A 22,971-nucleotide genomic window follows, 5' to 3' on the forward strand; every position below is an offset into this window, starting at 1 on the left:
TCCTTTCAAGCGATACGCAATGTGCCGGCCAGTTCGGCGGGCAGGGCGTCGACGGCGGCACGGGCGGTGCGGCGGTCGCTGTTCAATGGAATGTCGTAGGTGATGCGGGCGCCATAGGCGCCAGGGGCGTGGGGGTCGACACGGACTTTGTCGAACACCAGCAGGCGCGTGCCGAGGCTGAAACCTTCGGACAGGTCGTGGGTAACCATGAACACGGTCAGGCGGGTTTCGCGCCACAGCTCCAGCAACAGGGCGTGCATGTCCTTGCGAATGCCCGGGTCGAGGGCGCCGAAGGGTTCGTCCAGCAACAGGACCCGGGGCTTCATGATCAGTGCCTGGGCGATGGCCAGTCGCTGCTGCATGCCGCCGGACAGTTGCGCCGGGTATTTATCCAGCGCATGGCCGAGTCCGACCTTGTCCAGCAAGTGTGCGGCGTCTTCCCGGGCCTGGCGCTTGGCACTGCCGAACAGACGGCCCAGCAGCGACGAGCGTGGCAACTCCAGGCCCAGGGCGACGTTGTCCAGCACGGTCAGGTGCGGGAACACCGAGTAACGCTGGAACACCACGCCCCGGCTGGCATCCGGCTCGCCGGCCAAGGGCTCGCCATCCAGGAGAATCTGTCCGCGACTGGCGCGTTCCTGGCCCAGCAGCAAGCGCAGGAAGGTCGACTTGCCGCAACCCGACGCCCCCACCAAGGTGCAGAACTCACCCTCGGCGACGCTCAGGTTCAAGCGCTCGAGCACCACCTGATCGCCGTACTGTTGCCAGACATTGTTCACGGTAATGAAACTCATGCCTTCGCCCCCTCATACCAGGGGAACGCTTGCCGGGTCAGGCGCTTGAGGCCCCAGTCCATCAGCCAGGCGAGCAGGGTGATCCACACCACGTACGGCAAGATCACGTCCATCGCCAGGTAACGGCGCACCAGGAAAATCCGATAGCCCAGCCCATCGGTGGAGGCGATGGCTTCGGCGGCGATCAGAAACAGCCAGGCCGAACCGAGCATCAGTCGCAGGGAAATCAACAGGCGCGGCAGTAATTGCGGCAGCACCACCCGCAGCATCAGGGTCCAGGTCGAAGCGCCGAGAGTCTGGGCCTTGATCAGCAGTTCGGGCGGAATTTCCCGAGCGCGCTGTTCCAGGTCCCGGGCCAGGCACGGTGTGATGCCAATCACGATCAGCATCACTTTCGACAACTCTCCCAGGCCGAAGACGATGAACAGGATCGGCAGGATAGCCAGCGGCGGCACCATCGACACCACGGTGAGCAGCGGCGATAACGGCGCGCCCAATAGCGGCAACGTGCCGGCGGCAATGCCCAGGCACAGCCCGGCCAGGGCACTGATGCCCAGGCCGATGGCCAACCGGCGCAGGCTTGAGGCGGTGTCCTGCCAGAGCAGGTATTCGCCGCTGCGGGCGTCAGCGGTGAAGGCCAGGCGCTTGACCGCATCGGCCATTTGTACGGCGCTGGGCAGCAGTTTGTCGTTGGGGTTGTCCGTCAACCGTTCGGCCGAGCCCATGAAGTAGGCGAACAACACCAGCGCGAATGGCAGGATCACCAGCAACAAGCGGCTGGGACGATCCGGGTAGCGGTTGATCAGGCGCATGCCAGGTCCTCCGGTTTACAGCTTGGCGTCGGCGGCCAGCTGTACGTAGGTCGGGTCAAAGCGCAGCTTGAGGTTGGCCTTGTCGCCGCGGGTCACGCCATTGGCGAACGCCATGCCCACCGCGTTCGTGTCCTTGGCGCCTTCGCCCAACAAGCCGTGCTGGAAGGAGAATTCGGCGACCTTGCCCATGGTGGCGGGCAGTTGTTCGCTGGTGGCAAAACCGAGGGCTTCTTTGGGCGTGGCGAACAGCTTGGTGGTGTCCAGTTGCGCCTGGAAACCTTTGAGGTCGGTGCCCGAGGCTTTGGCCATGTGTTCCAACGCGGCCTGGCTGGCTGGGTTTTTCGCATTCATCAGCGCCACCACTTCAAACCAGGCGCCGGTCAACGCTTTGCCCAGGGCCGGGTTGTCCTGCAAGGTCTGGGTGTTGACCACCATCATGTCCATGATCTCGCCGGGAACCTGGCTGGAATTGAACACTTCGCTCACGCCGGGCTGGGCCTTGATGTCCGAGAGCATCGGGTTCCAGGTGGTGACGGCCTTGACCTGATCGGTGTTGAACGCGGCGGAGATGTCGGCGTCGGAGGTGTTGACGACTTTCAGGTCCTTTTCGGCAAGGCCGACGGAATCCAGGGCGCGGGCCAGCAGGTAATGGGACACCGACAGTTCCACCAGATTGACGTCCATGCCCTTGAGGTCGGCCACTTTCTTGCCCTCGCCCTTGAGGACGATGCCGTCGTTGCCGTTAGAGAAATCGCTGACGATCAGCGCGGTGCTGTCCACGCCACCGGCGGCGGGAATGGTCAGGGCGTCCATGTTGGTCATGGTGCAGCCATCGAACTGACCGGCGGTGTACTGATTGATGGACTCAACGTAATCGTTGAGCTGCACGACATCGATCTTGATGCCGTATTTTTTCGCCCATTTGTCGACGATGCCCTGGCTGCCGGCGTATTCCCAGGGCATCCAGCCGGCGTAAATGGTCCAGCAGACGCTGAAGTGGTCTTTTTGTGCGGCGGCGGATGAAAAGCTCACGAGGGCCGAGAGGGCGGCGAGGAGCAGGGCGGACAGACGAAGCTTGAGCATGGTGGTTCTCCAGTTGATCAAGGGCGGGCAGGAGCAACGCGGCACCGCGAACGGTGGCTTGTCTCCCGGGCTTTTGTCCCGCCGTGTAACCTCAACTGGAGGTCGCCAACTCTCGGACCAGCCACTCGCCAGAAGCGAGCCGGAACCCTAGTCAGCCATTGCAAATTGTGGTGCCGCGAACCTGTGATGACTCCTGCACGGAGTTTGTTAAAGCGAGAGCCGTGCCAACTCCGGCAAAGCCCCGGGCCAGAGAGGGCAGGTGTTGGGGAAGGAGGATCGAGGGCGGATTTGTGCTTGCTTGTGGTGCTCGCGCGCACCGGAAAAGAGCGACGAGGGACATGTTTCCAGTTGTTGCCAGGTCGCACCAGATTCCGATTTTGCTGTCTGAGTAGTTGTCAGTCACACCCTGTTGACTGCCGCCCATCAGCGTCGCTGATGTGGCCCATCCGCGGTCCAGGAGGCCGCCATGTATCGACGACTGCTGCTCATTGCGTTTCTCGGTTTGACTCTTTCGGCCTGCGTGCCTTATTACGACGGAGACTCGAGCTACTACCGTTCCGAGGTCTACACCTCACCGGCGCCGGTCTATTACGGTGGCGGGAGTTATTATTCGGCTCCGCGTGGTTATTACGCCCCGCGGTATTACCAACCGGCGCCGCGCTATTACTCGGCACCGCGTTACTACCAACAAGGCCCGCGCTACTACTCGCCACCGCGAGCGGCGTATCGGTCTTATCCGAATCGGGGCGGCTGGGACGGCCGTGACCGGGGCGGTTGGAGTGACGACCGAGGCGGTCGAGGCGGACGTGATCATCGGGGACGCGGTGGTCATGACGGAAGGGGCGGTCACCGCTGATCCTGGGGCAACAGAAAGCGGCGCATATAGCGCCGCTTTTTTTGTACCTGTCATAAAACCGATGGGATAGCTCTTGTGGGAGCGAGCTTGCTCGCGATAGCGTCGGGTCAGCCAGCATTGATGTGTCTGATATGCCGCTATCGCGAGCAAGCTCGCTCCCACAGGGAGTTGTCCCTGGCTCGTTATTCGTTGGACAAATCCGCCAGCGGATGTCGACCTTCCCACGCCTTGTGAAAGTGCGCTTCGACTGCCGCTTTGGGAACGTGATTGATATCCGGCCAATGCCAGCGTGGCTTGTGGTCCTTGTCGATCAATCGTGCCCGCACGCCTTCGCTGAATTCCGGATGACGACAGCAGTTGAGGCTCAGGGTGTATTCCATCCGGAACACGCCGGCCAGGGACAAATGCCGAGCCCGAGCGATCTGCTCCCAGACCAGATGAGCGGTCAATGGCGAGCCTTCGCTCATGGTCTTGGCGGCCCGGGCGATCAGTGGATCGGGGTGGTCCACCAACAGGCTGAGGGCTTTCCAGGCGCAGCGCACATCGCTGACATCCAGCCACTCATCGATTTTCGGCCGCCGCGGCAGCCATTGGGCCTCGGGCAGTTGGGCGACGGCTTCCTGCTGCAGGGCCTTGAGCAGGCTGTTGAGTTGCATCTCGGTCTGCTCCTGCCAGTTGAGTTGCAGCAGGCCTTCGATCAGGTCGTCCTGTTGTTCATCCAGCAAGAAGCGGTCGGCCAGGCCCAGGTCGATGGCGTCCCGGGCATTCATGTGAGCGCCGGTCAGGCCGAGAAACAGCCCGAGCTTGCCGGGCAGGCGTGACAAGAACCAACTGGCGCCGACATCCGGGTACAGGCCGATGCTGATTTCCGGCATGGCCAGGCGGCTGCTTGGCGTGACGATGCGGGTACTCGCGCCTTGCAGCAGCCCCATGCCGCCGCCCAGGACATAACCGTGGCCCCAGCACAGCAAGGGTTTGGGGTAGGTGTGCAGGTTGAAGTCCAAGCGGTACTCCGCCGCGAAGAATTGTGCCGCCAACGGCGGTACTTCGCCGGGATGAGCGCGGCAGGCCTCCACCAGGCTGCGCACTTCACCGCCGGCGCAGAAGGCCTTGGCGCCATTGCCACGCAACAGCACACAAACGACCTGCGGTTCCCGAGCCCAGGCATCGAGGCGATCACGCAAGGCGTTGATCATCGGCAGGGACAGGGCGTTCAGGGATTTTTCGGCATCCAGGGTGGCGATGCCGATGCGGGCACCGTCGATGCCGGTGAGCTCTTCGAAGTGCAAATTCATCGTGACCTCGATCAGAAATTTGAATGTTCAGTATGACCGCTATGTAGGAAAGTGCCGGTTCTGCGTCAGATCAATTGACAAGCCCTGTAGGCTTTCCTAGGGTGCGCCCATTGTTTTTACCGGATGCAACCATGACTGCTGACGACCGTATCAAACTCGAACCGAGCTGGAAGCAGGCCCTGCGTGCCGAGTTCGACCAGCCCTACATGGCGGAGTTGCGTGAGTTCCTACGCAGTGAATACGCCGCTGGCAAGGAGATCTATCCGCCGGCTTCGCTGATTTTCAACGCCCTCAATTCCACGCCGCTGGATAAGGTCAAGGTGGTGATTCTCGGCCAGGATCCTTACCACGGTCCAGGCCAGGCCCATGGCTTGTGCTTCTCGGTACAGCCGGGCGTGCCGACACCGCCGTCCCTGGTGAACATCTACAAGGAATTGAAGCGCGACCTGAACATCGACATCCCGAGTCACGGCTACCTGCAAAGTTGGGCCGACCAGGGCGTGTTGCTGCTCAACACGACCCTGACCGTGGAGCGCGCCAATGCCAACGCCCACGCCAAAAAAGGTTGGCAGCACTTTACCGACAGGATCATTGAAGTCGTCAGTGAACACCAGCCGCACTTGGTGTTCCTGTTGTGGGGCGCCCATGCCCAGAGCAAGCAGAAGCTGATCGATGCGACCAAGCATTTGGTGCTGACTTCGGTCCACCCATCGCCGCTGTCGGCCCACCGAGGTTTCATCGGTTGCGGGCATTTCAGCCGGACCAACAAGTTTCTCCAGCAGCAGGGCGAGACGCCGATCGATTGGCGGTTGCCGCCAGTTTGAACGGTCGGCAATGAGGGCCCCATCGCGAGCAAGCTCGCTCCCACAGGGTTCAGGGCAACACAACCCCCTGTGGGAGCGAGCTTGCTCGCGATGAAGGCGCCGCGGACGATCAGGCCGAATTCGGCTGGCGCGTCCAATACCTGAACAACGGCTCCGCCAGAAACAGCACGAACAGCAATCGCATCACCTGCAACGCCGTCACCAATGGCACCGACAGTTGCAGCGTCTCCGCCGTCAGGCTCATTTCCGCGATGCCGCCGGGCATCATGCCCAGCGTCAACGAACGCAGATCCAGATGGGTCAAGGTGCTCAAGCCTAGGGCGGCAAGCGTGGCGATCAGCATCGTCAACACCGTGCCAACCAACGTGCGGCCCATGAACGACGGTGCCCGACGAAAGAACTGCCGGTTGAAATGGCAACCCAGCCCGCTGCCGATCAGCCACTGGCCGATCTGGCTGGCGCCGTTGGGCAGGCCGATGTGCAGGTCCCAACCGACGCTCACCGCCGCGCTCACCAGCAACGGCCCGAACAACCACGGGTTGGGTTGGCGCAAGCGTTCCCAAACCCAGGCGAGCAGGGCGCCCGCCGGAAACAGGAGCGCCAGCCACAGCCAGTCCACCGTGGTGGCGTGCTGCGCCGGGGTGCCTTCGCCCAGCAGGTACTTGAAGGCCGCCGGCACGCACAGCACCACTACCAACACCCGCAAGCTCTGGCCCGCGGCGACACGGCTGAGGTCCGCGCCGTTGCGGGCACCGAGGTTGACCATTTCGCCGGAACCGCCGGGCATGCTCGAGAAAAACGCGGTAGCACGGTCCTCGCCGGTGCGACGCATCAGCCAGACACTTACCACGCTGGACACGCTGGTGATCAGCGCGCCGAAAAAAATCAAGCCGAAGTGGCTCAGGACCTGTTCCATCACCACTGGGGTGAAGTGCAGGCCGATACCGATGCCCACCACCCATTGGCCGCATTTACGGCCGCCGGGGATTTCCGCCAATTGCCACGGCGTCAGGCAGCGCACCAGGATGATCGCCAGCAACGAGCCGACCATCCAGGGCAAAGGCCAGCCGATCAGGCTGGCCAGGTAACCGCCGGCCAGACCGACCAGCGGTGTTCCCCACCATTGTTTGAACGTCGCTTCAGACATTGGCCAGGGCGCGACGTTGTGCGACGCGGCGACGCCAGATCCGCAGCAATGGCATGAACAGCATGATCGCCGTCAGGATCCAGCAGCCGAAGGTGATCGGGCTCGACCAGAGGATTTCCAGCGCACCGTTGGAGATCGACAGCGCACGACGCAGGTTCTGTTCCATCAGACCGCCGAGAATGAAGCCCAGCAGGACCGGCGACAGCGGGAAATCCAGCTTGCGCAGGATGTAGCCGAAGATACCAATGCCGATCATCAGGAACAGGTCGAACGTCGTGGCATGTACTGCGTAGACGCCGATGCCGGTGATGATCGCGATGACCGGTACCAATGCCCAGTTCGGCACGGCCAGGATGCGGGTGAAGATGCGGATCATCGGGATGTTGAGGATCACCAACATGATATTGGCGACGAACAACGAGGCAATCAGGCCCCAGACAATGTCCGGCTGTTGCTGGAACAGCAGCGGACCCGGCGTGATGTTGTACAGCGACAGTGCGCCGATCATCACCGCCGTGGTGCCCGAGCCGGGAACACCGAGGGTCAGCATCGGCACCAGCGCCCCGCAGGCTGCGCCGCCAATGGCGGTTTCCGGAGCGGCGAGGCCACGTTTGTCACCCTGGCCGAACTTGCCACTGGCACCGGCGATGCGCTTCTCGGTCATGTAGGCTACGGCACTGGCCAGGGTCGCCCCGGCACCGGGCAACACGCCCATGATGAAGCCGAGTACGCCGCAACGCAGGTTCACGACGAAGACCGACGCCGCTTCCTTGAAGTTGAACATCATCCGCCCAGTGGCTTCCACCGCTTCCTGGCCGCGATGGGTTTTCTCCAGCAGTAACAGGATTTCACTGATGGAGAACAAACCCAGCACCAGCACGACGAACTGGATGCCATCGGTCAGATGGATGTTGTCACCGGTGAAGCGGTAGACGCCGCTGTTGGCATCGATCCCGACACTGGACAGGAACAGACCGATCAGCGCCGCAATGAACGTCTTGAGCGGTCGGTCACCGGCCATGCCGCCGAGGCAGACAATGGCGAACACCATCAGGACGAAATATTCCGCCGGTCCGAACGCAATCGCCCATTTGGCCAGCAACGGCGCGAACAGCACCATGCCGCAGGTGGCGATGAACGCGCCGATGAACGAACTCCACGCCGACAGCGACAACGCCACCCCGGCCAGGCCCTGGCGAGCCATCGGGTAGCCGTCGAGGGTGGTCATCACGGTGGAGGCTTCCCCCGGGATGTTGAGCAGGATCGAGCTGATGCGCCCGCCGTATTCGCAACCCAGGTACACCGCCGCCAGCAGGATCAGCGCCGACTCCGGCGGCAGGCCCAGGGCGAAGGCGATCGGGATCAGCAGCGCTACACCGTTGATCGGGCCCAGGCCCGGCAGCAGGCCGACCACCGTGCCGATCAGCGTACCGCTCAATGCGGTGACGAGGTTGTAGGGGGTCAGTGCAACGCCAAAACCCTGGCCGAGATAATTCAGGGTATCCATATCAATTCTCCAGGACGTCGAGCAGGCCCAGGGGCAGCGGCACGTCCATCAGCTTGTCGAACAACAGATAAAGACCGATGGCCATCAGGCTGATGATCACCACGCTCGGCACCCAGCGCCCGCCATACAGGCGCGCCATCGGCACGCCGATCAGGATGCTGGCGACAATGAAGCCCAGGGGTTCGAAGGTCCCGGCGAATACCAGCAACAACGCCACACAGATGCCGATCTTCTGCAGGGTTTCACGGTCCAGTTGCGGGTCTTCGTCGCTGTGCACGATAGGGGTCGGACGAAACAGCATGTACAGCAGCGCCAGGCCCATCAGCCCCAGCATCAGCAAGGGAAAGGCGCGCGGGCCGACCGGTTCGTAGGAAAAAGCGGCCTGATACGGCCAGGCCATCAGCGCGAGGCCGATGCAAACCAGCAGCAGCACCGCGGCAAAAATACGTTGGATGGTGAGCATGACTAACTCCTGGGCGGCGCCGGTGATGCCAGCGCCGCCACGCGAACAGAGACGGTTACTGGATCAGGCCGAACTCTTTGGCCAGCACCTTGTAATCAGCCACTTGCTTCTTCACGTAGGTGTCCAGCTCCGGGCCGGTCATGGCAAACGGGAACAGCTCGCGCTGGTCACGCAACTTGGCGAACTCTTCGGAAGCCAGCAGCTTGTCGAACGCGTCTTTCCACCAGGCGTAGTCTTCATCGCTGACTTTTGGCCCGAGGTAGAAACCGCGGACCACCGGCCAGACGATGTCATAGCCTTGCTCGCGGGCGGTGGGGATGTTTTTCATCTCCGGCTCGTCGATGCGCTTCTCGGCAAACACCGCCAGCAGGCGCATGTCGCCGCTCTGGATGTGGGGCATGGAGTCGGAAATATCGGTACTGCCGACCTGGATGTGGCCGCCGAGCAGCGCGGTGGCGATCTCGCCGCCGCCTTCGAGGGCCACGTAACGCAGGTCGCGGGGGTTGATGCCGGCGGCCTTGGCGATCAGGGCGGTCTGCATCCAGTCCTGGCTGCCGACGGTGCCGCCGGAACCGATGACCACCGACCCCGGATCTTTCTTCAGGGCCTGTACCAGATCGTCGAGGTTCTTGTAGGGCGAATCGCTTTTCACCGCGATGGCGCCATAGCTGGTGCCGACCGCGGCCAACCAACGCACGGCGCTTTCATCGAAACGACCGAACTTGCCCTGGGCCAGGTTCAGCAACGAGCCGCTGGACCAGGCCACCAATGTGCCGGCGTCGGCCGGACGCTGGGCGACCACTGCGTTGTAGGCTACCGCGCCGACGCCGCCGGGCATGTAGGTGACGCGCATTGGCTTGGTCAGCAGTTTCTGGTTGACCAGCGCGCTTTGCACCAGCTTGCACGTCAGGTCGAAGCCGCCGCCAGGGGAAGCCGGGGCGATGCATTCGGGGCGCTTGGGTTCTTTGGACGGATCAGCGGCGAGCAACTGCCCGGCGAACATCAGGCATCCAGCGGCCAAGGCTATTTTACGCAGTGATAGATTCATCATCGTCTCCACAGGAGTTGTTGTTGTTGTGTGTGGTGCAAATTTGGTGTCGATGGGTTCCCGGCCTGGTCGTCGCTGATAGCGGACGCAGGTTGTTGCCAGGGAGTTCGGGATTGAAGGCGTAGGAAGACGCTGGACCGAGGAGCGGCGGCATCGGCCACGCGGGTCTGATTGAAGCGGGAAGGGCGAGCAGGCATTGGGGCCTGGAGCTGTAGGGACAGCATGGTGAATACTCCGCTTTTATTGTTCTTATTTGGCGAAAACGCTTCGAGGCGTTTTTCGTTCGCGATGTGCGTCGCGGCGGGCAGTCGAAACCGTCCGTGGGAGGACTCTAACTGTCCAACCTTTCGCTAACCTTTCAGTAGGCTTTCATGATTCTTTTGCCTTCACAGCGGCGGACTCGGCTGTAAACTCCGCGCCAAAGAATGGCGTCGACCATCCCTGAATCGAGGAATAACCCATGCGTGTTCTGCTCGTCGAAGACCATCTGCAGCTCGCCGAAAGCGTTGCCCAGGCGCTCAAGAGCACCGGTTTGACCGTGGACGTGCTACACGACGGCGTCGCGGCCGACCTGGCCTTGAGCAGCGAGGAATATGCCGTGGCGGTGCTCGATGTCGGGCTGCCGCGCATGGACGGTTTCGAGGTGCTGGCGCGCCTGCGGGCTCGCGGCAAGACTTTGCCCGTGCTGATGTTGACCGCCCGCAGCGACGTCAAGGACCGCGTCCATGGCCTCAATCTCGGTGCGGACGACTACCTGGCCAAGCCATTCGAGCTCACTGAGCTGGAGGCCCGGGTCAAGGCCCTGTTGCGGCGCAGCGTACTGGGCGGCGAACGCCAGCAGCGCTGCGGCGGGCTGGTCTATGACCTGGACACCCGCCGTTTTACCCTCGACGATGAATTGCTGACCCTGACATCCCGTGAGCAAGCGGTGCTGGAAGCGTTGATTGCCCGACCGGGGCGGGTGATGAGCAAGGAGCAACTGGCGGCCCAGGTGTTCGGCCTGGACGAAGAAGCCAGCCCGGACGCCATCGAAATCTACGTCCATCGCCTGCGCAAGAAACTCGACGGCCATGCGGTCGCGATCGTGACGTTCCGCGGCTTGGGCTACCTGCTGGAAAACCGCAATGCATAAGCCCGACAGCCTGCGCTGGCGGCTGCTCTGGAACCTGGCGTTGCTGCTGGTGGTGCTGATGCTCGCCAGCGGCCTGAGCGCCTACTGGAACGGCCGCGAAGCGGCGGACACCGCCTATGACCGGACCCTGCTGGCCTCGGCCCGGACCATCGCCGCAGGCCTGTCCCAGCGCGACGGCAGCCTCAGCGCAGATGTGCCCTACGTGGCCCTGGACACCTTTGCCTACGACAGTGCCGGACGCATTTATTACCAAGTCAATGACATCGACAAGAAGTTGATTTCCGGCTACGAAAACCTTCCCGGCCCGCCGCCCGGAACACCCCGCACGGACGATTACCCGGCGCTGGCGCGCTTCTATAACGCCCAATACCAGGGGCAGAGCGTGCGGGTGGTGAGCCTGCTCAAGGCGGTGAGCGAGCCGAACATGAATGGCATGGCGGAAATTCGCGTGGCCGAGACCGAAGAGGCGCGGGTCAGCATGGCCCGTGGCCTGATGGCCGACACGCTGTTGCGCCTGGGCATGCTGGCCGTGGGCGCGCTGCTGTTGGTGTGGTTTGCGGTCAGTGCGGCGTTGCGCCCGTTGGAGCGCTTGCGCACGGCGGTGGAGGAGCGCCAGCCGGACGATCTGCGGCCGTTGCCGCTGGTGGAGGTGCAGCACGAATTATGGCCGCTGGTGCGGGCCCTCAACCATTTCACCGAACGCCTGCGCGGGCAGTTCGAGCGTCAGGCTCAGTTCATCGCCGATGCCGCCCATGAACTGCGTACACCGCTGGCCGCGCTCAAGGCGCGCCTGGAGCTGGGGTTGCGCGCCAGCGAGCCGGCGACCTGGCGTGAAACCCTGGAAACCGCGGCTCAGGGGACCGATCGATTGACCCACCTGGCCAACCAGTTGCTGTCCCTGGCGCGGGTGGAAAATGGCGCCCGGGCCATTGCCGAGGGCGGCGCACAGTTGCTCGATCTCAGCCAGTTGGCCCGTGAGCTGGGCATGGCCATGGCCCCGCTGGCCCATGCCCGAGGCGTGGCACTGGCCCTGGAAGCCGACGAGCCGGTATGGCTGCGGGGCGAGCCGACCTTGTTGAACGAGCTGTTGAGCAATCTGGTGGACAACGCCCTGGCCCACACACCGTCCGGCGGCAACGTGATCCTGCGGGTCACCCCACCGGCGGTCCTGGAAGTCGAGGACGACGGGCCAGGCATTCCGTTGCATGAGCGGGACCGGGTGTTCGAGCGCTTCTATCGACGCAACCAGCAAGTGGCCGGTTCCGGGCTGGGGTTGGCGATCGTCGGCGAAATCTGCCGCGCGCATCTGGCGCAGATCACCTTGCATGACGGGCAGGAGCGCGGGCTGAAGGTGCGGGTGAGCTTTATTCCTGGATCAGACTGAGCCAGAGCAGAACGCCGTTGTGGCGAGGGAGCTTGCTCCCGCTGGGTTGCGCGCGGCGCTAAAAGCCTTGCGCCTGCTGCGCAGTCGAGCGGGAGCAAGCTCCCTCGCCACAAAAGCATCTGCTGACCACAGCATGCTCGGAGACGTCTACATGGCCTCAGACGTCTCTAATAAAACATCGACCGCGCTTCTTCGATATCCGCGCACCGGGCCTTGTTCTCCGGGTCGATGCCCAGTTTCTTGAAGGCTGGGACGCCGAATACATCAATCTTGCTCAGAGGATGGTCGGTGTCCTTGTAGCAATACAGCGCAGCGACCTGCACCAGGTCGACATAATCGATTTGCTTGGAGTCGCGGTTGAAATCCAGATACAACCCCGGCAGCTTCACCAGCCGCTCCGGAAATTCCCAGACGCTGAGCAATTTGTCCCCCAGCACCGGGTGAATCGTTTCGATGACATGGTTGAGGCTGACCGGATCCGACAGTAACTCATTATTGTCCTGTGCATACGTGAGGATCGGCAGCACGCCGATCTGATGCACCAGCCCACCCAACGCGGCCTGGTCGGGCTTGAGTTGGGTGTAGCCGCGACACAACGCATAGCTGACGCCGGCGATCTCCAGGCTTTTGCGCCAGACTTCGCGCATCTTCAGTTCCACCACCTCGGAACGGGCATGGAAAATCTGCTCCATCACCAGGCCAATGGCCAAGTTGCTGCTGTAGTTGACGCCCAGTCGAGTGATGGCCGTGTGCAGGTCAGTGACTTCCTGGGTGGCGCGCAACAGCGGGCTGTTGACCACTTTTATCAGGCGTGCCGAAAGGGCTGTATCGCGGCCGATCACTTTGCTCAGGTTGCTGACGCTGATTTCCGGGTCTTCGGCGGCCCGGCGAATCTGCATGGCCACTTCCGGTAATGTTGGCAGAACCAGGTCATCGTTATCGATGGCCTGCACCAAATCCCGTTGGACCTTATCCGCCAAATCGCTCATTTCGGTTCTCTAGGGTGTTGCGACAAATGCTGCGATCAGCGCTGGATTTCGCGGTCGCGGTCCAGTTCGTAAGGCAGGTCCAACAATTGAAGGCGAGGGCCTTCCAAGGCACCGAGGTGCAGATTGTTATCTTCTGCAGCTTCGGCCTGTAATACCGCCAGCAGTTCAATGTTTCCTTCGCCGCGGGCGGCAATCACCACTTCGCCGATGGAACTGCCATGAGTGGGGGAGAACAGCGCCGTGCCAGGTTCCGGCAGTTCGCTGGCGTCCAGTTGCAGGCGATACAGGCGCCGCTTGAGCTTGCCCAGGTATTGCATGCGGGCGACGATTTCCTGGCCGGTGTAGCAACCTTTCTTGAAGCTGACGCCGCCGACGGCTTGCAGGTTGAGCATCTGTGGGATGAACAGTTCGCGGGTGGTCGGCATGACCTGGCCGATCCCGGCACGGACCTGGCCCAGCAGCCAGGGGTTCAGGTCCGCCTCGGCCAGTTCGGCGCCCAGGCGGGTTCGCAGTGCCTGTGCCTGTTCGGCGGGGGCCCACAGCTCGGCGCGGCCGGGAGAAACGCGGATGGCGATCAAGGCTTCATGGCGCACCACGCTGTCGGTGTCGCTCGGCAGTTCGAGGCCCAGGCCAGCCAGGGCATTGTCGGCATTTTCCAGGCCGAAGCGAACCCAGGCGGCGCTTTCGTCGGTGAGCTTGGATTTGGAGAACACGGCGTATTTTTTCAGGTCCGCCAATTGCGGTTCGAGCAGTTGGGTGGCCATGGCCATCAACACACCGTCGCCTTCGAGCAGGATGCGGAAGCTCGATTGCATCCGGCCTTTCTGCGTGCAGCGGGCGCCGAGGCTGGCCCGGCTGTCGCTGAGGTAGTCGAGGTTGCAGGTCAATTGGCCTTGCAGGAATTTGCTGGCATCCACGCCGCGGACCGCGAGGACGCCTTCGTGGGACAGGGTGCAGAAAAAAGCGAAATCAGCCATGGGTCATCGCAGGGTAAAAAGTCTGGTAGACATCATAAGGGGACGCCCTTGAAATGGGTAGTTCACAAAGGATCGGTGGTGCCAGACCAAAGCCGTCTGTTGCGCTGTGGCGAGGCCTGTATACTTGCGCTCTATTTGAGGAGCGCTCCATGGTCGAAGATGTTGAACTGAATCGCCTCTACTGGCACAGCCGCCGCGGCATGCTTGAACTGGACGTGTTGCTGGTGCCGTTCGTGAAAGAGGTTTACCCCCATCTCAATGAAGTGGACCGTGCGTGCTATGTCCGCCTGCTCGAATGCGAGGATCAGGACATGTTCGGCTGGTTCATGGAGCGCAGCGAATCCGAAGACCCCGAGTTGCAGCGCATGGTCCGGATGATCCTGGACCGTGTCCAACCCAAGTAATGACTTCGAATGCCGCTGGCAGGCCTCTGGGCAACTGCTGGCGGCCTATCTGCTGGCCCAGGTGTTCGCCCTGGGTTCGTTGTTGCTGTTGTCCATCGCGTCCTGGTGCGCCGCGCTTGGCATTATCGTGTGCCTGGCCCATGGCGCCTGGGTGATCCCCCGACATGTCGTGCTGACCCATCGCCGGGCCTTTTGCGGGTTGCGTCGCAATGCCGCGGGCTGGCAGCTCTGGAGCCGGGCCGATGGCTGGCGGGCTGTGCAGTTGCGCCCCGATAGCCTGGCGCTGCCGCTGATCATCGTGCTGCGTTTCCGATTGCAGGGTGAGCGGCGGGTCCGATCGCTGTGCGTGCTCCGCGACGCGCTGGCGCCGGATGTCCATCGGCGCCTGCGGGTGCGGCTCAGGTTCAGTCGGCGTAGGTGGGCGGCACCAGGATAGTGTCCAGTGCCTCGGGTAGCAGGTTCGGGTAGTCGAGGGTGTAATGCAGCCCCCGGCTTTCCTTGCGTTCCATGGCCGAGCGAATCATCAGTTCCGCCACCTGGGCCAGGTTGCGCAGTTCGATCAGGTCGCGGCTGACTTTGTAGTTGCTGTAGAACTCGTCGATCTCATCCAGCAGCAAGCGCACCCGGTGCTGTGCCCGTTGCAGGCGCTTGTTGGTGCGCACGATGCCCACGTAGTCCCACATGAAGCGCCGCAGTTCATCCCAGTTGTGCGCAATGATCACGTCTTCGTCCGAGTCGGTGACCTGGCTGGCGTCCCACGAGGGCAGGGCGGCCGGAATGGCGATCTGCGGCAATTGCTCGAGGATGTCTGCCGCCGCCGAGCGGGCGTAGACGAAACATTCCAGCAGCGAATTGCTGGCCATGCGATTGGCGCCATGCAGGCCGGTGAAGCTGGTTTCGCCAATGGCATACAGGCCAGGCACGTCGGTGCGGCCGTGTTGGTCGACCATCACGCCACCGCAGGTATAGTGCGCCGCCGGCACCACCGGGATCGGTTGCTTGGTGATGTCGATGGAAAACTCCAGGCAGCGCTCGTACACCGTCGGGAAGTGGCTCTTGATGAAGGCTTCAGGCTTGTGGCTGATGTCCAGGTAGACGCAATCGATACCCAGGCGCTTCATTTCGTGGTCGATGGCCCGGGCGACGATGTCACGCGGCGCCAGTTCGGCACGCGGATCGAAACGTTGCATGAAGCGTTCGCCGTTGGGGAGCTTCAAATGGGCCCCTTCGCCACGCAGGGCCTCGGTCACCAGGAAGCTCTTGGCCAGCGGGTGATAGAGGCAGGTGGGGTGGAACTGGTTGAACTCCAGGTTCGCCACCCGGCAACCCGAACGCCAGGCCATGGCGATGCCGTCGCCGCAGGCGCCGTCGGGGTTGCTGGTATACAGGTAGACTTTCGCCGCGCCACCGGACGCCAGGACGACGAAGCGCGCGCCGTAGGTGTCGACTTCGCCGGTGCCGCGATTGAGCACATAGGCGCCGAGGCAGCGGTCACCGTCCAGGCCCAGGCGTTTTTCGGTGATCAGGTCGACCGCGACGCGCTGTTCCAGCAATTCGATGTTCGGCCGTAGTCGCGCCTGGGCGAGCAGGGTCTTGAAGATCGCCGCGCCCGTGGCGTCGGCCGCGTGGATGATGCGCCGATGGCTGTGGCCGCCTTCGCGGGTCAGATGGAACTCGAAACCGCCGTCTTCGGTGCCCGATTGTTCGTCACGGGTAAACGGCACGCCCTGGTCGATCAGCCACTGGATGGCTTCCCGGCTGTGCTCGACGGTGAAACGCACCGCTTGCGGATCGCAAAGGCCACCGCCGGCGTTGAGGGTGTCGTCGACATGGGATTCAATGGTGTCGGTATCGTCCAGCACGGCGGCGACACCGCCCTGGGCCCAGAAGGTCGAACCGTTGGCCAGGTCGCCCTTGCTCAGCACTGCGATGCGCAAATGCGCAGGCAAGGTCAGCGCCAGGCTCAATCCGGCGGCTCCGCTGCCGATTACCAGAACATCGTGTTGAAACTGTTGGCTCATTCGAATGGTTTCCGCTCAAGGCGACCCGGGTCGGGGTTGGCGCCAGACACCGCTTCAACGGGTCGGGCAGCCACGCAGCCCACTAGTATATAGAGGGGGGGATCGGCACAATAGCCGGGCCTTCATGGCAATGTGAAACCAGTGTGACAGGAAAGCGACACGCTTCGTCGGATCATCCTTTTGGCTTTGAGTCGACAAAGGCGGCCGTTTCGAGGACAGAACGCTGTTTATCGCGGCATGGTTGCCTGAAATTCAGTTCATGGCGATGTAAATAGCGGGAACTTTTGCCAAGCGCCTACGTTCAATAGACGGTTGTCTGCAAAAGGGAGCAGCGTCGGGTTGGTGCAATATTTCGATTGAAATCTCTGCCGACAGACCCGATGACAGATTATTCGCGCAGCCGGGGAATCTCCTGCTGCGTTTTTCGTGCGTGCCGAGATCAGAGCGCGCCGGAAACTTGCTTGGAAGGGGGAGAACTTTTGCGAAAAGCCCGAGTCTATGTTTGCAAGCCCGGTCAATTAGTAATGCAAGCCTCCTTCGAGCTTATCGAGGAGTGTTCATGCTAACCCAGGAAGAGGATCAGCAGCTGGTCGAGCGGGTCCAACGCGGCGACAAGCGAGCTTTCGATCTGCTGGTGCTGAAATACCAGCACAAAATTCTCGGGTTGATCGTGCGTTTTGTGCACGACACCCATGAAGCGCAGGATGTTGCTCAGGAAGCCTTCATCAAGGCCTACCGCGCACTTGGTAATTTCCGCGGGGACAGCGCGTTTTATACGTGGCTTTACCGCATCGCCATCAACACGGCGAAAAACTATCTGGTTTCACGCGGCCGCCGGCCGCCGGATAGCGATGTAAGTTCTGAAGATGCCGAGTTCTATGATGGCGATCATGGCCTCAAGGATCTCGAATCACCGGAACGTGCGTTGCTGCGGGATGAGATTGAAGGCACCGTCCATCGAACCATCCAGCAATTGCCTGAAGATTTGCGTACGGCTTTAACTTTACGTGAGTTCGACGGTCTGAGTTACGAAGACATTGCGAGCGTCATGCAATGTCCTGTGGGCACCGTGCGCTCCCGGATTTTCCGCGCTCGGGAGGCCATCGATAAAGCCCTGCAACCCTTGTTGCAGGAAAACTAGAGACAGCGGCGACAGCCAAGAGAGGAACGCCATGAGTCGTGAAGCCCTGCAGGAATCGCTGTCCGCAGTTATGGACAACGAAGCGGACGAACTTGAATTGCGTCGGGTATTGAATGCCTTCGACGATGTTGAAACACGTGAGACCTGGGCTCGTTACCAGATCGCCCGGGCTGTCATGCACAAGGATTTGCTGCTTCCACGCCTGGACATCGCTGCGGCCGTTTCTGCTGCATTGGCTGACGAAGCCGTACCGGCAAAAGCTTCACGCGGACCATGGCGTAGCCTGGGACGTCTGGCGGTAGCCGCGTCGGTCACCGTTGCCGTACTGGCCGGTGTGCGCCTGTACAACCAGGATGAGATTGCCGGCGTGCAAATGGCGCAGCAGTCCAACCAGCCTGGCTTGGTCGCTCCACAGGTCAAGGGCCCAGCGGTATTGGCCGGCTACAGCGAAGGTTCGGAAACCGCAGGCCCGATGGTCAACGGTGTGCTGCAAGGCCAGCCTGGCTGGCATGATCAGCGTCTGCCCAACTACCTGCGTCAGCATGCCCAGCAAGCTGCCTTGAAAGGTACCGAAAGCGCGCTGCCTTACGCCCGTGCCGCCAGCCTGGAAAACCGTTAATAAGGAAAACCATTGCGCGCCATACCTCTATTCACGCTTCTGCTTGGTGGCTGGTGTGCGATTCCAGCCCATGCCGATGAGGCTCAGGACTGGTTGAGTCGCCTGAGTCAAGCCGAGCAACAGCAGAGCTTCCAGGGCACTTTCGTTTACGAGCGCAACGGTAGTTTTTCTACGCATAACATCTGGCATCGCGTCCAGGATGGCAAGGTCCGCGAGCGGTTACTCCAGCTCGACGGCTCGGCACAGGAAGTCCTGCGCATTGATGGGCATACTCAATGCGTCAGCGGCTCCTTGATCGCGGGGTTGGGCAATACGCCGGACGGCACTTCACGTGCGCTCGATCCGCAAAAACTCAAGAATTGGTATGACCTTGCCGTCATAGGCAAGTCGCGCGTGGCCGGGCGTCAAGCGGTCATCGTGGCGTTGACGCCCAAGGACCAGCATCGTTATGGCTTCGAGCTGCACCTGGACAAAGAGACCGGCCTGCCGCTCAAGTCCTTGTTGCTCAACGACAAGGGCCAGTTGCTCGAACGTTTCCAGTTCACTCGCCTGAACGTCGCCGTGCCCACGGACGGTGACCTGCAAGCCAGCGCCGAATGCAAGGCTGTCGCGCAGGAACCCGGCAAGGCCGTTGCGGTGAAAGCCGCCTGGCACTCGGACTGGTTGCCGCCCGGCTTTGAACTGACCAGCAGTGCCATGCGCAAGGACCCGGACACCCAGATCCAGGTCAGCAGCTTGATGTACGACGATGGCTTGGCGCGCTTCTCGGTGTTCCTGGAGCCGTTGAACGGTGCCAACGCCACCGATACCCGTACTCAACTCGGTCCGACGGCTGCCGTCTCCCGCAGGCTCACCACGCCCCAAGGCGAAATGATGGTCACGGTGGTCGGCGAGATTCCTATCGGTACGGCGGAACGGATCGCGCTTTCCATGCGCTCCGACGTCACTGCGACTCAATAGCCGGCTGACGGCGCGGGTGGTTCGATTGTGCGAGAGGCTGATGACGCCAGGGCTTGATCGAAATGCCGAAACTTCCTGTCAGCATTTTCATTTGCAAAACCCCAGCTTTTTTTCTATAGGTCAGAGCCGCTCGGCTCTGGCCTTGTCTGTTCCCGGAACAAAAATACCGGCGTATCTTTCCCTGGTATTCCTTGCTCCATATCGCTTAACCATGCTCGTCGTAACGGGAGCCGTATGTCGATACCACGCTTGAAAACCTATCTCTCCATTTTTGCCACCGTGCTTGTGCTCGGCCAGGCCGTTCCTGCCGTGGCGGTCGAATTGCCTGACTTCACACAACTGGTCGAGCAGGCTTCACCCGCCGTGGTGAACATCAGCACGACCCAGAAGCTGCCGGATCGCCGCGTATCGGACCAGCAGATGCCAGACCTGGAAGGCCTGCCGCCGATGCTGCGGGAGTTCTTCGAGCGTGGCATGCCACAACAGCCCCGTTCACCCGGCGGTGGTCGTCAGCGCGAAGCCCAGTCCCTGGGGTCGGGCTTCATCATTTCACCTGATGGCTACATCCTGACCAACAACCATGTGATCGCCGATGCCGACGAAATCCTGGTTCGCCTGGCCGACCGCAGCGAGCTCAAGGCCAAGCTGATCGGCACCGACCCACGTTCCGACGTGGCGCTGTTGAAAATCGAGGGCAAGGACCTGCCGGTGCTCAAGCTGGGCAAATCCCAGGACCTGAAAGCCGGCCAATGGGTCGTTGCCATCGGTTCGCCGTTCGGCTTCGACCACACCGTGACCCAGGGTATTGTCAGCGCCATCGGTCGCAGCCTGCCGAACGAAAACTACGTGCCGTTCATCCAGACCGACGTACCGATCAACCCGGGTAACTCCGGTGGCCCGCTGTTCAACCTCAACGGTGAAGTGGTCGGCATCAATTCCCAGATCTACACCCGTTCGGGCGGCTTCATGGGCGTGTCCTTCGCGATTCCGATCGACGTTGCCATGGACGTGTCCAACCAACTGAAGAGCGAAGGCAAGGTCAGCCGTGGCTGGTTGGGTGTGGTGATCCAGGAAGTGAACAAGGACCTGGCCGAGTCGTTCGGGCTGGATAAACCCGCCGGTGCGCTGGTGGCGCAGATCCAGGAAGGTGGCCCGGCTGCCAAGGGCGGTCTGCAAGTGGGTGACGTGATCCTGAGCATGAATGGTCAGCCGATCGTCATGTCCGCCGACCTGCCGCACCTGGTGGGAGCCCTCAAGGCTGGCGCCAAGGCCAATCTGGAAGTGATTCGCGAGGGCAAGCGCAAGAATGTCGAGTTGACCGTCGGCGCCATTCCTGAAGAGGGCAAGGAGCTGGATTCGCTGCCCAAGTCCGGCGTCGAGCGCAGCAGCAACCGCCTGGGCGTGGCGGTGGCCGAGCTGACCGAAGAGCAGAAGCGCACCCTGGAGCTCCAGGGCGGTGTGGTGATCAAGGAAGTGCAGGACGGTCCTGCCGCGTTGATCGGTCTCCAGCCGGGCGACATCATCACGCACCTGAACAACCAGGCCATCGGTTCGGCCAAGGAATTCACCGACATTGCCAAGGCATTGCCGAAGAATCGTTCAGTGTCGATGCGAGTCCTGCGCCAGGGGCGTGCGAGCTTCATCACCTTCAAGCTGGCCGAATGATCGGTTAGCCGCTGAAAAAAACCGCCTCGAAAGAGGCGGTTTTTTTATGCCTGGCGAATGCTCAGCCCATCATGTCCTTGACCATGCGTTCCTGCTCCATGAGTTCCCGCTGGCGGGCATCGATGCGCGACGACAGGGGGAAGTTGGTGCCGGCGCGTCGTTTGGCGAAGTCCAGTTGTTGAATGGCCTGACGGTAGTCGCCCACCAGGGCGAAGTACTCGGCACGGGCCTGATGCAGGCCAATGATGTTGCCTGACAGCCCGCGGGTCTCGGCCACCATGTACCAGACGTCCGGATCGTCCGGGCGCGACTTGAGCAAGGTTTCCAGGGCTTTCTCGGCATCGGCGGGGCGGTTCTGCTTGAGCAGCAGGTCGACGCGTACCTGGTTCAGCGGATAGTTGCCGGGGTACTGGCTCAGCATCCGGTCGACGCGGGATTGAGCGTCGGCCAGTTTGTTGCTGGTGATGTCCAGGTCCACCTGGGCGAGGTTGTAGATGATCTCGTTGGGCGATTTGGCCAGCAACGGCTTGAGATTCTCCCGTGCGTCATTCAACTGGCCGCCCTTGATTTGCGCGATCGCCAGGCCATAGCGGGCCACGTCGTTCTTCGGGTTCTCATCCAGCTGTGCCCGGAAGCGCTTGGCGCCCAGGCCCGGGGTTTCTTCGTAGGTCAGCTGGACCCGCGCGCGAATCAGTTGATAGCGCACACTGTCTTCGATGCCGCCCGGCTTGGCCTGTTCGGCGCGGTTGCGGGTATCGGCGATCCGCGATTCGGTCACCGGGTGAGTCAGCAGGAATTCCGGCGGCCTGGCGTCGAACCGGTACTGGCGCATCAGGCGCTCGAACATGGTTGGCATGGACCGAGGGTCGTAGCCGGCCTTCTCGAGGTTCTGGATACCGATGCGATCGGCTTCCTGTTCGTTCTGGCGCGAGAAGCGCCGTTGTTCCTGAATGGCGGCGGCCTGGGTTCCGGCGATGGCCGCGATCCCGGCGTCACCGCCACCGGCGGCGGCAATCACGATGCCAGCCAGCAGTGCCGCCATCATCGGCACCTGCATGCGTTGCTGGGCTTCGACGCCGCGGGCGAAGTGGCGCTGTGACAAGTGCGCCAGTTCGTGGGCCATGACCGAAGCGTATTCGCCTTCGGTCTGTGCGTTGAGGAACAGGCCGCCGTTGACCCCGACGATGCCGCCCGGTGCGGCGAAGGCGTTGAGCTGCGGGCTGTTGATCAGGATGAATTCCAGGCGCCGGTCGTTGACCTGGCTGGTTTCCACCAGCTTGTAGACGCTGGTTTCGACGTAGTCCTTGAGCTGTGGATCGTTGAGCTGTGAAACCTGGCTGCGCAGCAGGGCCAGCCAGGCGCGGCCCAGTTGGTGCTCCTGTTCTGGCGAGACGATGGCAGAACTGGCATCGCCAAGTGACGGCAAGTCGTCGGCGAAGCCCGGTGAGGCAAGCAGGCAAGCGAGCGTCAGCAGGGTGGGGCGCAGAAATGTCATGCACGAAGCCTTAGTTGACAAAGACCCTACTGTAGCCGGACACCGGGCCCGGGACCAGATATTCTAGGCCGCTCAACGACCTGCCGCGGAGCGAACCCATGACTGATGCTGTAGCCCACGATGCCGAACTGGACGCCAGCGGCCTGAATTGTCCGTTGCCGTTGCTCAAGGCCAAGCTGGAACTCAACCGCCTGGCCAGCGGCAGTGTGCTCAAGGTCATCGCCACGGATGCGGGCTCGCAACGTGACTTTCGCACCTTCGCCCGATTGGCCGGTCATACGCTGCTGCGTGAAGAAGACGAAAACGGCGTCTACCGTTACTGGCTGAAAAAGGCCTGAAAAAAACCGATAGCGTC

General features: G+C 62.0%; 23 protein-coding genes and 1 riboswitch. Of the genes, 11 read left to right on the forward strand and 12 right to left on the reverse strand.

Annotated elements, in window-relative coordinates:
- Nucleotides 1–5: 5 nt before the first annotated feature.
- Genes ACZ5M5_RS07430 through ACZ5M5_RS07440 form a run of 3 tightly spaced genes read right to left on the reverse strand, consistent with a single transcriptional unit; the run spans nucleotide 6 to nucleotide 2,689 of the window.
- Nucleotides 6–794, reverse strand: coding sequence for an ABC transporter ATP-binding protein (locus ACZ5M5_RS07430; protein WP_060738778.1), 789 nt, complete (start codon nucleotides 792–794; stop codon nucleotides 6–8).
- Entirely contained in the window at nucleotides 791–1,606 is an 816-nt protein-coding gene (locus ACZ5M5_RS07435) for an ABC transporter permease (RefSeq protein WP_060738777.1), read from the reverse strand. The genes ACZ5M5_RS07430 and ACZ5M5_RS07435 overlap by 4 nt, the downstream gene beginning before the upstream one ends.
- Nucleotides 1,607–1,621: 15 nt before the next feature.
- Nucleotides 1,622–2,689 carry a putative urea ABC transporter substrate-binding protein gene (locus ACZ5M5_RS07440; RefSeq protein WP_103311044.1) on the reverse strand — a complete coding sequence of 356 codons (1,068 nt, stop codon included), beginning with the start codon at nucleotides 2,687–2,689 and terminating at the stop codon, nucleotides 1,622–1,624.
- 60 nt (nucleotides 2,690–2,749) lie between these two features.
- Nucleotides 2,750–2,851: riboswitch (guanidine-I (ykkC/yxkD leader) on the reverse strand.
- 304 nt (nucleotides 2,852–3,155) lie between these two features.
- Between ACZ5M5_RS07440 and ACZ5M5_RS07445 the strand changes: the two genes are divergently transcribed.
- Nucleotides 3,156–3,545, forward strand: coding sequence for a hypothetical protein (locus ACZ5M5_RS07445; RefSeq protein WP_464738840.1), 390 nt, complete (start codon nucleotides 3,156–3,158; stop codon nucleotides 3,543–3,545).
- 182 nt (nucleotides 3,546–3,727) lie between these two features.
- Here ACZ5M5_RS07445 and ACZ5M5_RS07450 read toward each other — a convergent pair whose 3' ends face one another.
- The gene (locus tag ACZ5M5_RS07450; protein WP_464738841.1) at nucleotides 3,728–4,840 is read right to left on the reverse strand and encodes an enoyl-CoA hydratase/isomerase family protein; all 1,113 of its coding nucleotides are present in this window, start codon (nucleotides 4,838–4,840) and stop codon (nucleotides 3,728–3,730) included.
- 131 nt (nucleotides 4,841–4,971) lie between these two features.
- On the opposite strand from ACZ5M5_RS07450, the gene ung reads away from it, so the two are divergent.
- The gene (gene ung / locus ACZ5M5_RS07455; protein WP_060738774.1) at nucleotides 4,972–5,664 is read left to right on the forward strand and encodes a uracil-DNA glycosylase; all 693 of its coding nucleotides are present in this window, start codon (nucleotides 4,972–4,974) and stop codon (nucleotides 5,662–5,664) included.
- Between the two features lie 109 nt (nucleotides 5,665–5,773).
- Here ung and ACZ5M5_RS07460 read toward each other — a convergent pair whose 3' ends face one another.
- Genes ACZ5M5_RS07460 through ACZ5M5_RS07475 form a run of 4 tightly spaced genes read right to left on the reverse strand, consistent with a single transcriptional unit; the run spans nucleotide 5,774 to nucleotide 9,829 of the window.
- A complete protein-coding gene (locus ACZ5M5_RS07460) occupies nucleotides 5,774–6,811 on the reverse strand; it encodes an AbrB family transcriptional regulator (protein WP_060738773.1) in 1,038 nt (345 codons plus the stop codon).
- Nucleotides 6,804–8,318, reverse strand: coding sequence for a tripartite tricarboxylate transporter permease (locus tag ACZ5M5_RS07465; RefSeq protein WP_464738842.1), 1,515 nt, complete (start codon nucleotides 8,316–8,318; stop codon nucleotides 6,804–6,806). The genes ACZ5M5_RS07460 and ACZ5M5_RS07465 overlap by 8 nt, the downstream gene beginning before the upstream one ends.
- Nucleotide 8,319: 1 nt before the next feature.
- Entirely contained in the window at nucleotides 8,320–8,781 is a 462-nt protein-coding gene (locus ACZ5M5_RS07470) for a tripartite tricarboxylate transporter TctB family protein (RefSeq protein ID WP_060738771.1), read from the reverse strand.
- Nucleotides 8,782–8,836: 55 nt separating this feature from the next.
- Nucleotides 8,837–9,829 carry a Bug family tripartite tricarboxylate transporter substrate binding protein gene (locus tag ACZ5M5_RS07475; protein WP_060738770.1) on the reverse strand — a complete coding sequence of 331 codons (993 nt, stop codon included), beginning with the start codon at nucleotides 9,827–9,829 and terminating at the stop codon, nucleotides 8,837–8,839.
- A 460-nt stretch (nucleotides 9,830–10,289) separates the two neighbouring features.
- On the opposite strand from ACZ5M5_RS07475, the gene ACZ5M5_RS07480 reads away from it, so the two are divergent.
- Nucleotides 10,290–10,961 carry a response regulator gene (locus ACZ5M5_RS07480; RefSeq protein ID WP_003198779.1) on the forward strand — a complete coding sequence of 224 codons (672 nt, stop codon included), beginning with the start codon at nucleotides 10,290–10,292 and terminating at the stop codon, nucleotides 10,959–10,961.
- Entirely contained in the window at nucleotides 10,954–12,345 is a 1,392-nt protein-coding gene (locus ACZ5M5_RS07485) for a sensor histidine kinase (RefSeq protein ID WP_060738769.1), read from the forward strand. The genes ACZ5M5_RS07480 and ACZ5M5_RS07485 overlap by 8 nt, the downstream gene beginning before the upstream one ends.
- 167 nt (nucleotides 12,346–12,512) lie before the next feature.
- On the opposite strand, the gene ACZ5M5_RS07490 is transcribed toward ACZ5M5_RS07485, so the two are convergent.
- Together ACZ5M5_RS07490 and ygfZ are read right to left on the reverse strand one after the other, a co-directional pair.
- Nucleotides 12,513–13,334 carry an HDOD domain-containing protein gene (locus tag ACZ5M5_RS07490; RefSeq protein WP_060738768.1) on the reverse strand — a complete coding sequence of 274 codons (822 nt, stop codon included), beginning with the start codon at nucleotides 13,332–13,334 and terminating at the stop codon, nucleotides 12,513–12,515.
- A gap of 35 nt (nucleotides 13,335–13,369) precedes the next feature.
- Nucleotides 13,370–14,311: a CAF17-like 4Fe-4S cluster assembly/insertion protein YgfZ gene (gene ygfZ / locus ACZ5M5_RS07495; protein ID WP_464738843.1), complete on the reverse strand. Its 942-nt coding sequence runs from the start codon at nucleotides 14,309–14,311 to the stop codon at nucleotides 13,370–13,372.
- A gap of 149 nt (nucleotides 14,312–14,460) precedes the next feature.
- Between ygfZ and ACZ5M5_RS07500 the strand changes: the two genes are divergently transcribed.
- Together ACZ5M5_RS07500 and ACZ5M5_RS07505 are read left to right on the forward strand one after the other, a co-directional pair.
- Entirely contained in the window at nucleotides 14,461–14,715 is a 255-nt protein-coding gene (locus tag ACZ5M5_RS07500; protein WP_003184348.1) for an FAD assembly factor SdhE, read from the forward strand.
- Entirely contained in the window at nucleotides 14,699–15,151 is a 453-nt protein-coding gene (locus ACZ5M5_RS07505) for a protein YgfX (RefSeq protein WP_060738766.1), read from the forward strand. The genes ACZ5M5_RS07500 and ACZ5M5_RS07505 overlap by 17 nt, the downstream gene beginning before the upstream one ends.
- Here the strand turns inward: ACZ5M5_RS07505 and nadB are convergent.
- Entirely contained in the window at nucleotides 15,120–16,736 is a 1,617-nt protein-coding gene (gene nadB / locus ACZ5M5_RS07510) for an L-aspartate oxidase (protein ID WP_060738765.1), read from the reverse strand. The genes ACZ5M5_RS07505 and nadB overlap by 32 nt on opposite strands.
- A gap of 559 nt (nucleotides 16,737–17,295) precedes the next feature.
- On the opposite strand from nadB, the gene rpoE reads away from it, so the two are divergent.
- The 4 genes from rpoE to ACZ5M5_RS07530 all read left to right on the forward strand — a co-directional run bounded on the left by rpoE (nucleotide 17,296) and on the right by ACZ5M5_RS07530 (nucleotide 21,121).
- Nucleotides 17,296–17,877 carry an RNA polymerase sigma factor RpoE/AlgU gene (gene rpoE / locus ACZ5M5_RS07515; protein WP_003172477.1) on the forward strand — a complete coding sequence of 194 codons (582 nt, stop codon included), beginning with the start codon at nucleotides 17,296–17,298 and terminating at the stop codon, nucleotides 17,875–17,877.
- Nucleotides 17,878–17,908: 31 nt separating this feature from the next.
- On the forward strand, nucleotides 17,909–18,496 hold the full coding sequence (locus tag ACZ5M5_RS07520) for a sigma-E factor negative regulatory protein (RefSeq protein WP_046065129.1): 588 nt from the start codon (nucleotides 17,909–17,911) through the stop codon (nucleotides 18,494–18,496).
- Between the two features lie 12 nt (nucleotides 18,497–18,508).
- Nucleotides 18,509–19,456, forward strand: coding sequence for a MucB/RseB C-terminal domain-containing protein (locus ACZ5M5_RS07525; RefSeq protein ID WP_060738764.1), 948 nt, complete (start codon nucleotides 18,509–18,511; stop codon nucleotides 19,454–19,456).
- Nucleotides 19,457–19,690: 234 nt separating this feature from the next.
- Complete coding sequence (locus tag ACZ5M5_RS07530) at nucleotides 19,691–21,121, forward strand: DegQ family serine endoprotease (RefSeq protein WP_060738763.1); 1,431 nt, start codon at nucleotides 19,691–19,693, stop codon at nucleotides 21,119–21,121.
- A gap of 61 nt (nucleotides 21,122–21,182) precedes the next feature.
- Here ACZ5M5_RS07530 and ACZ5M5_RS07535 read toward each other — a convergent pair whose 3' ends face one another.
- Entirely contained in the window at nucleotides 21,183–22,616 is a 1,434-nt protein-coding gene (locus ACZ5M5_RS07535) for a M48 family metalloprotease (RefSeq protein ID WP_103309779.1), read from the reverse strand.
- A gap of 98 nt (nucleotides 22,617–22,714) precedes the next feature.
- Here ACZ5M5_RS07535 and ACZ5M5_RS07540 point away from each other — a divergent pair, with 98 nt between their 5' ends.
- Complete coding sequence (locus ACZ5M5_RS07540) at nucleotides 22,715–22,954, forward strand: sulfurtransferase TusA family protein (RefSeq protein WP_053120054.1); 240 nt, start codon at nucleotides 22,715–22,717, stop codon at nucleotides 22,952–22,954.
- Nucleotides 22,955–22,971 lie beyond the last annotated feature (17 nt).

It is taken from the genome of Pseudomonas sp. Van50 (assembly GCF_055390755.1).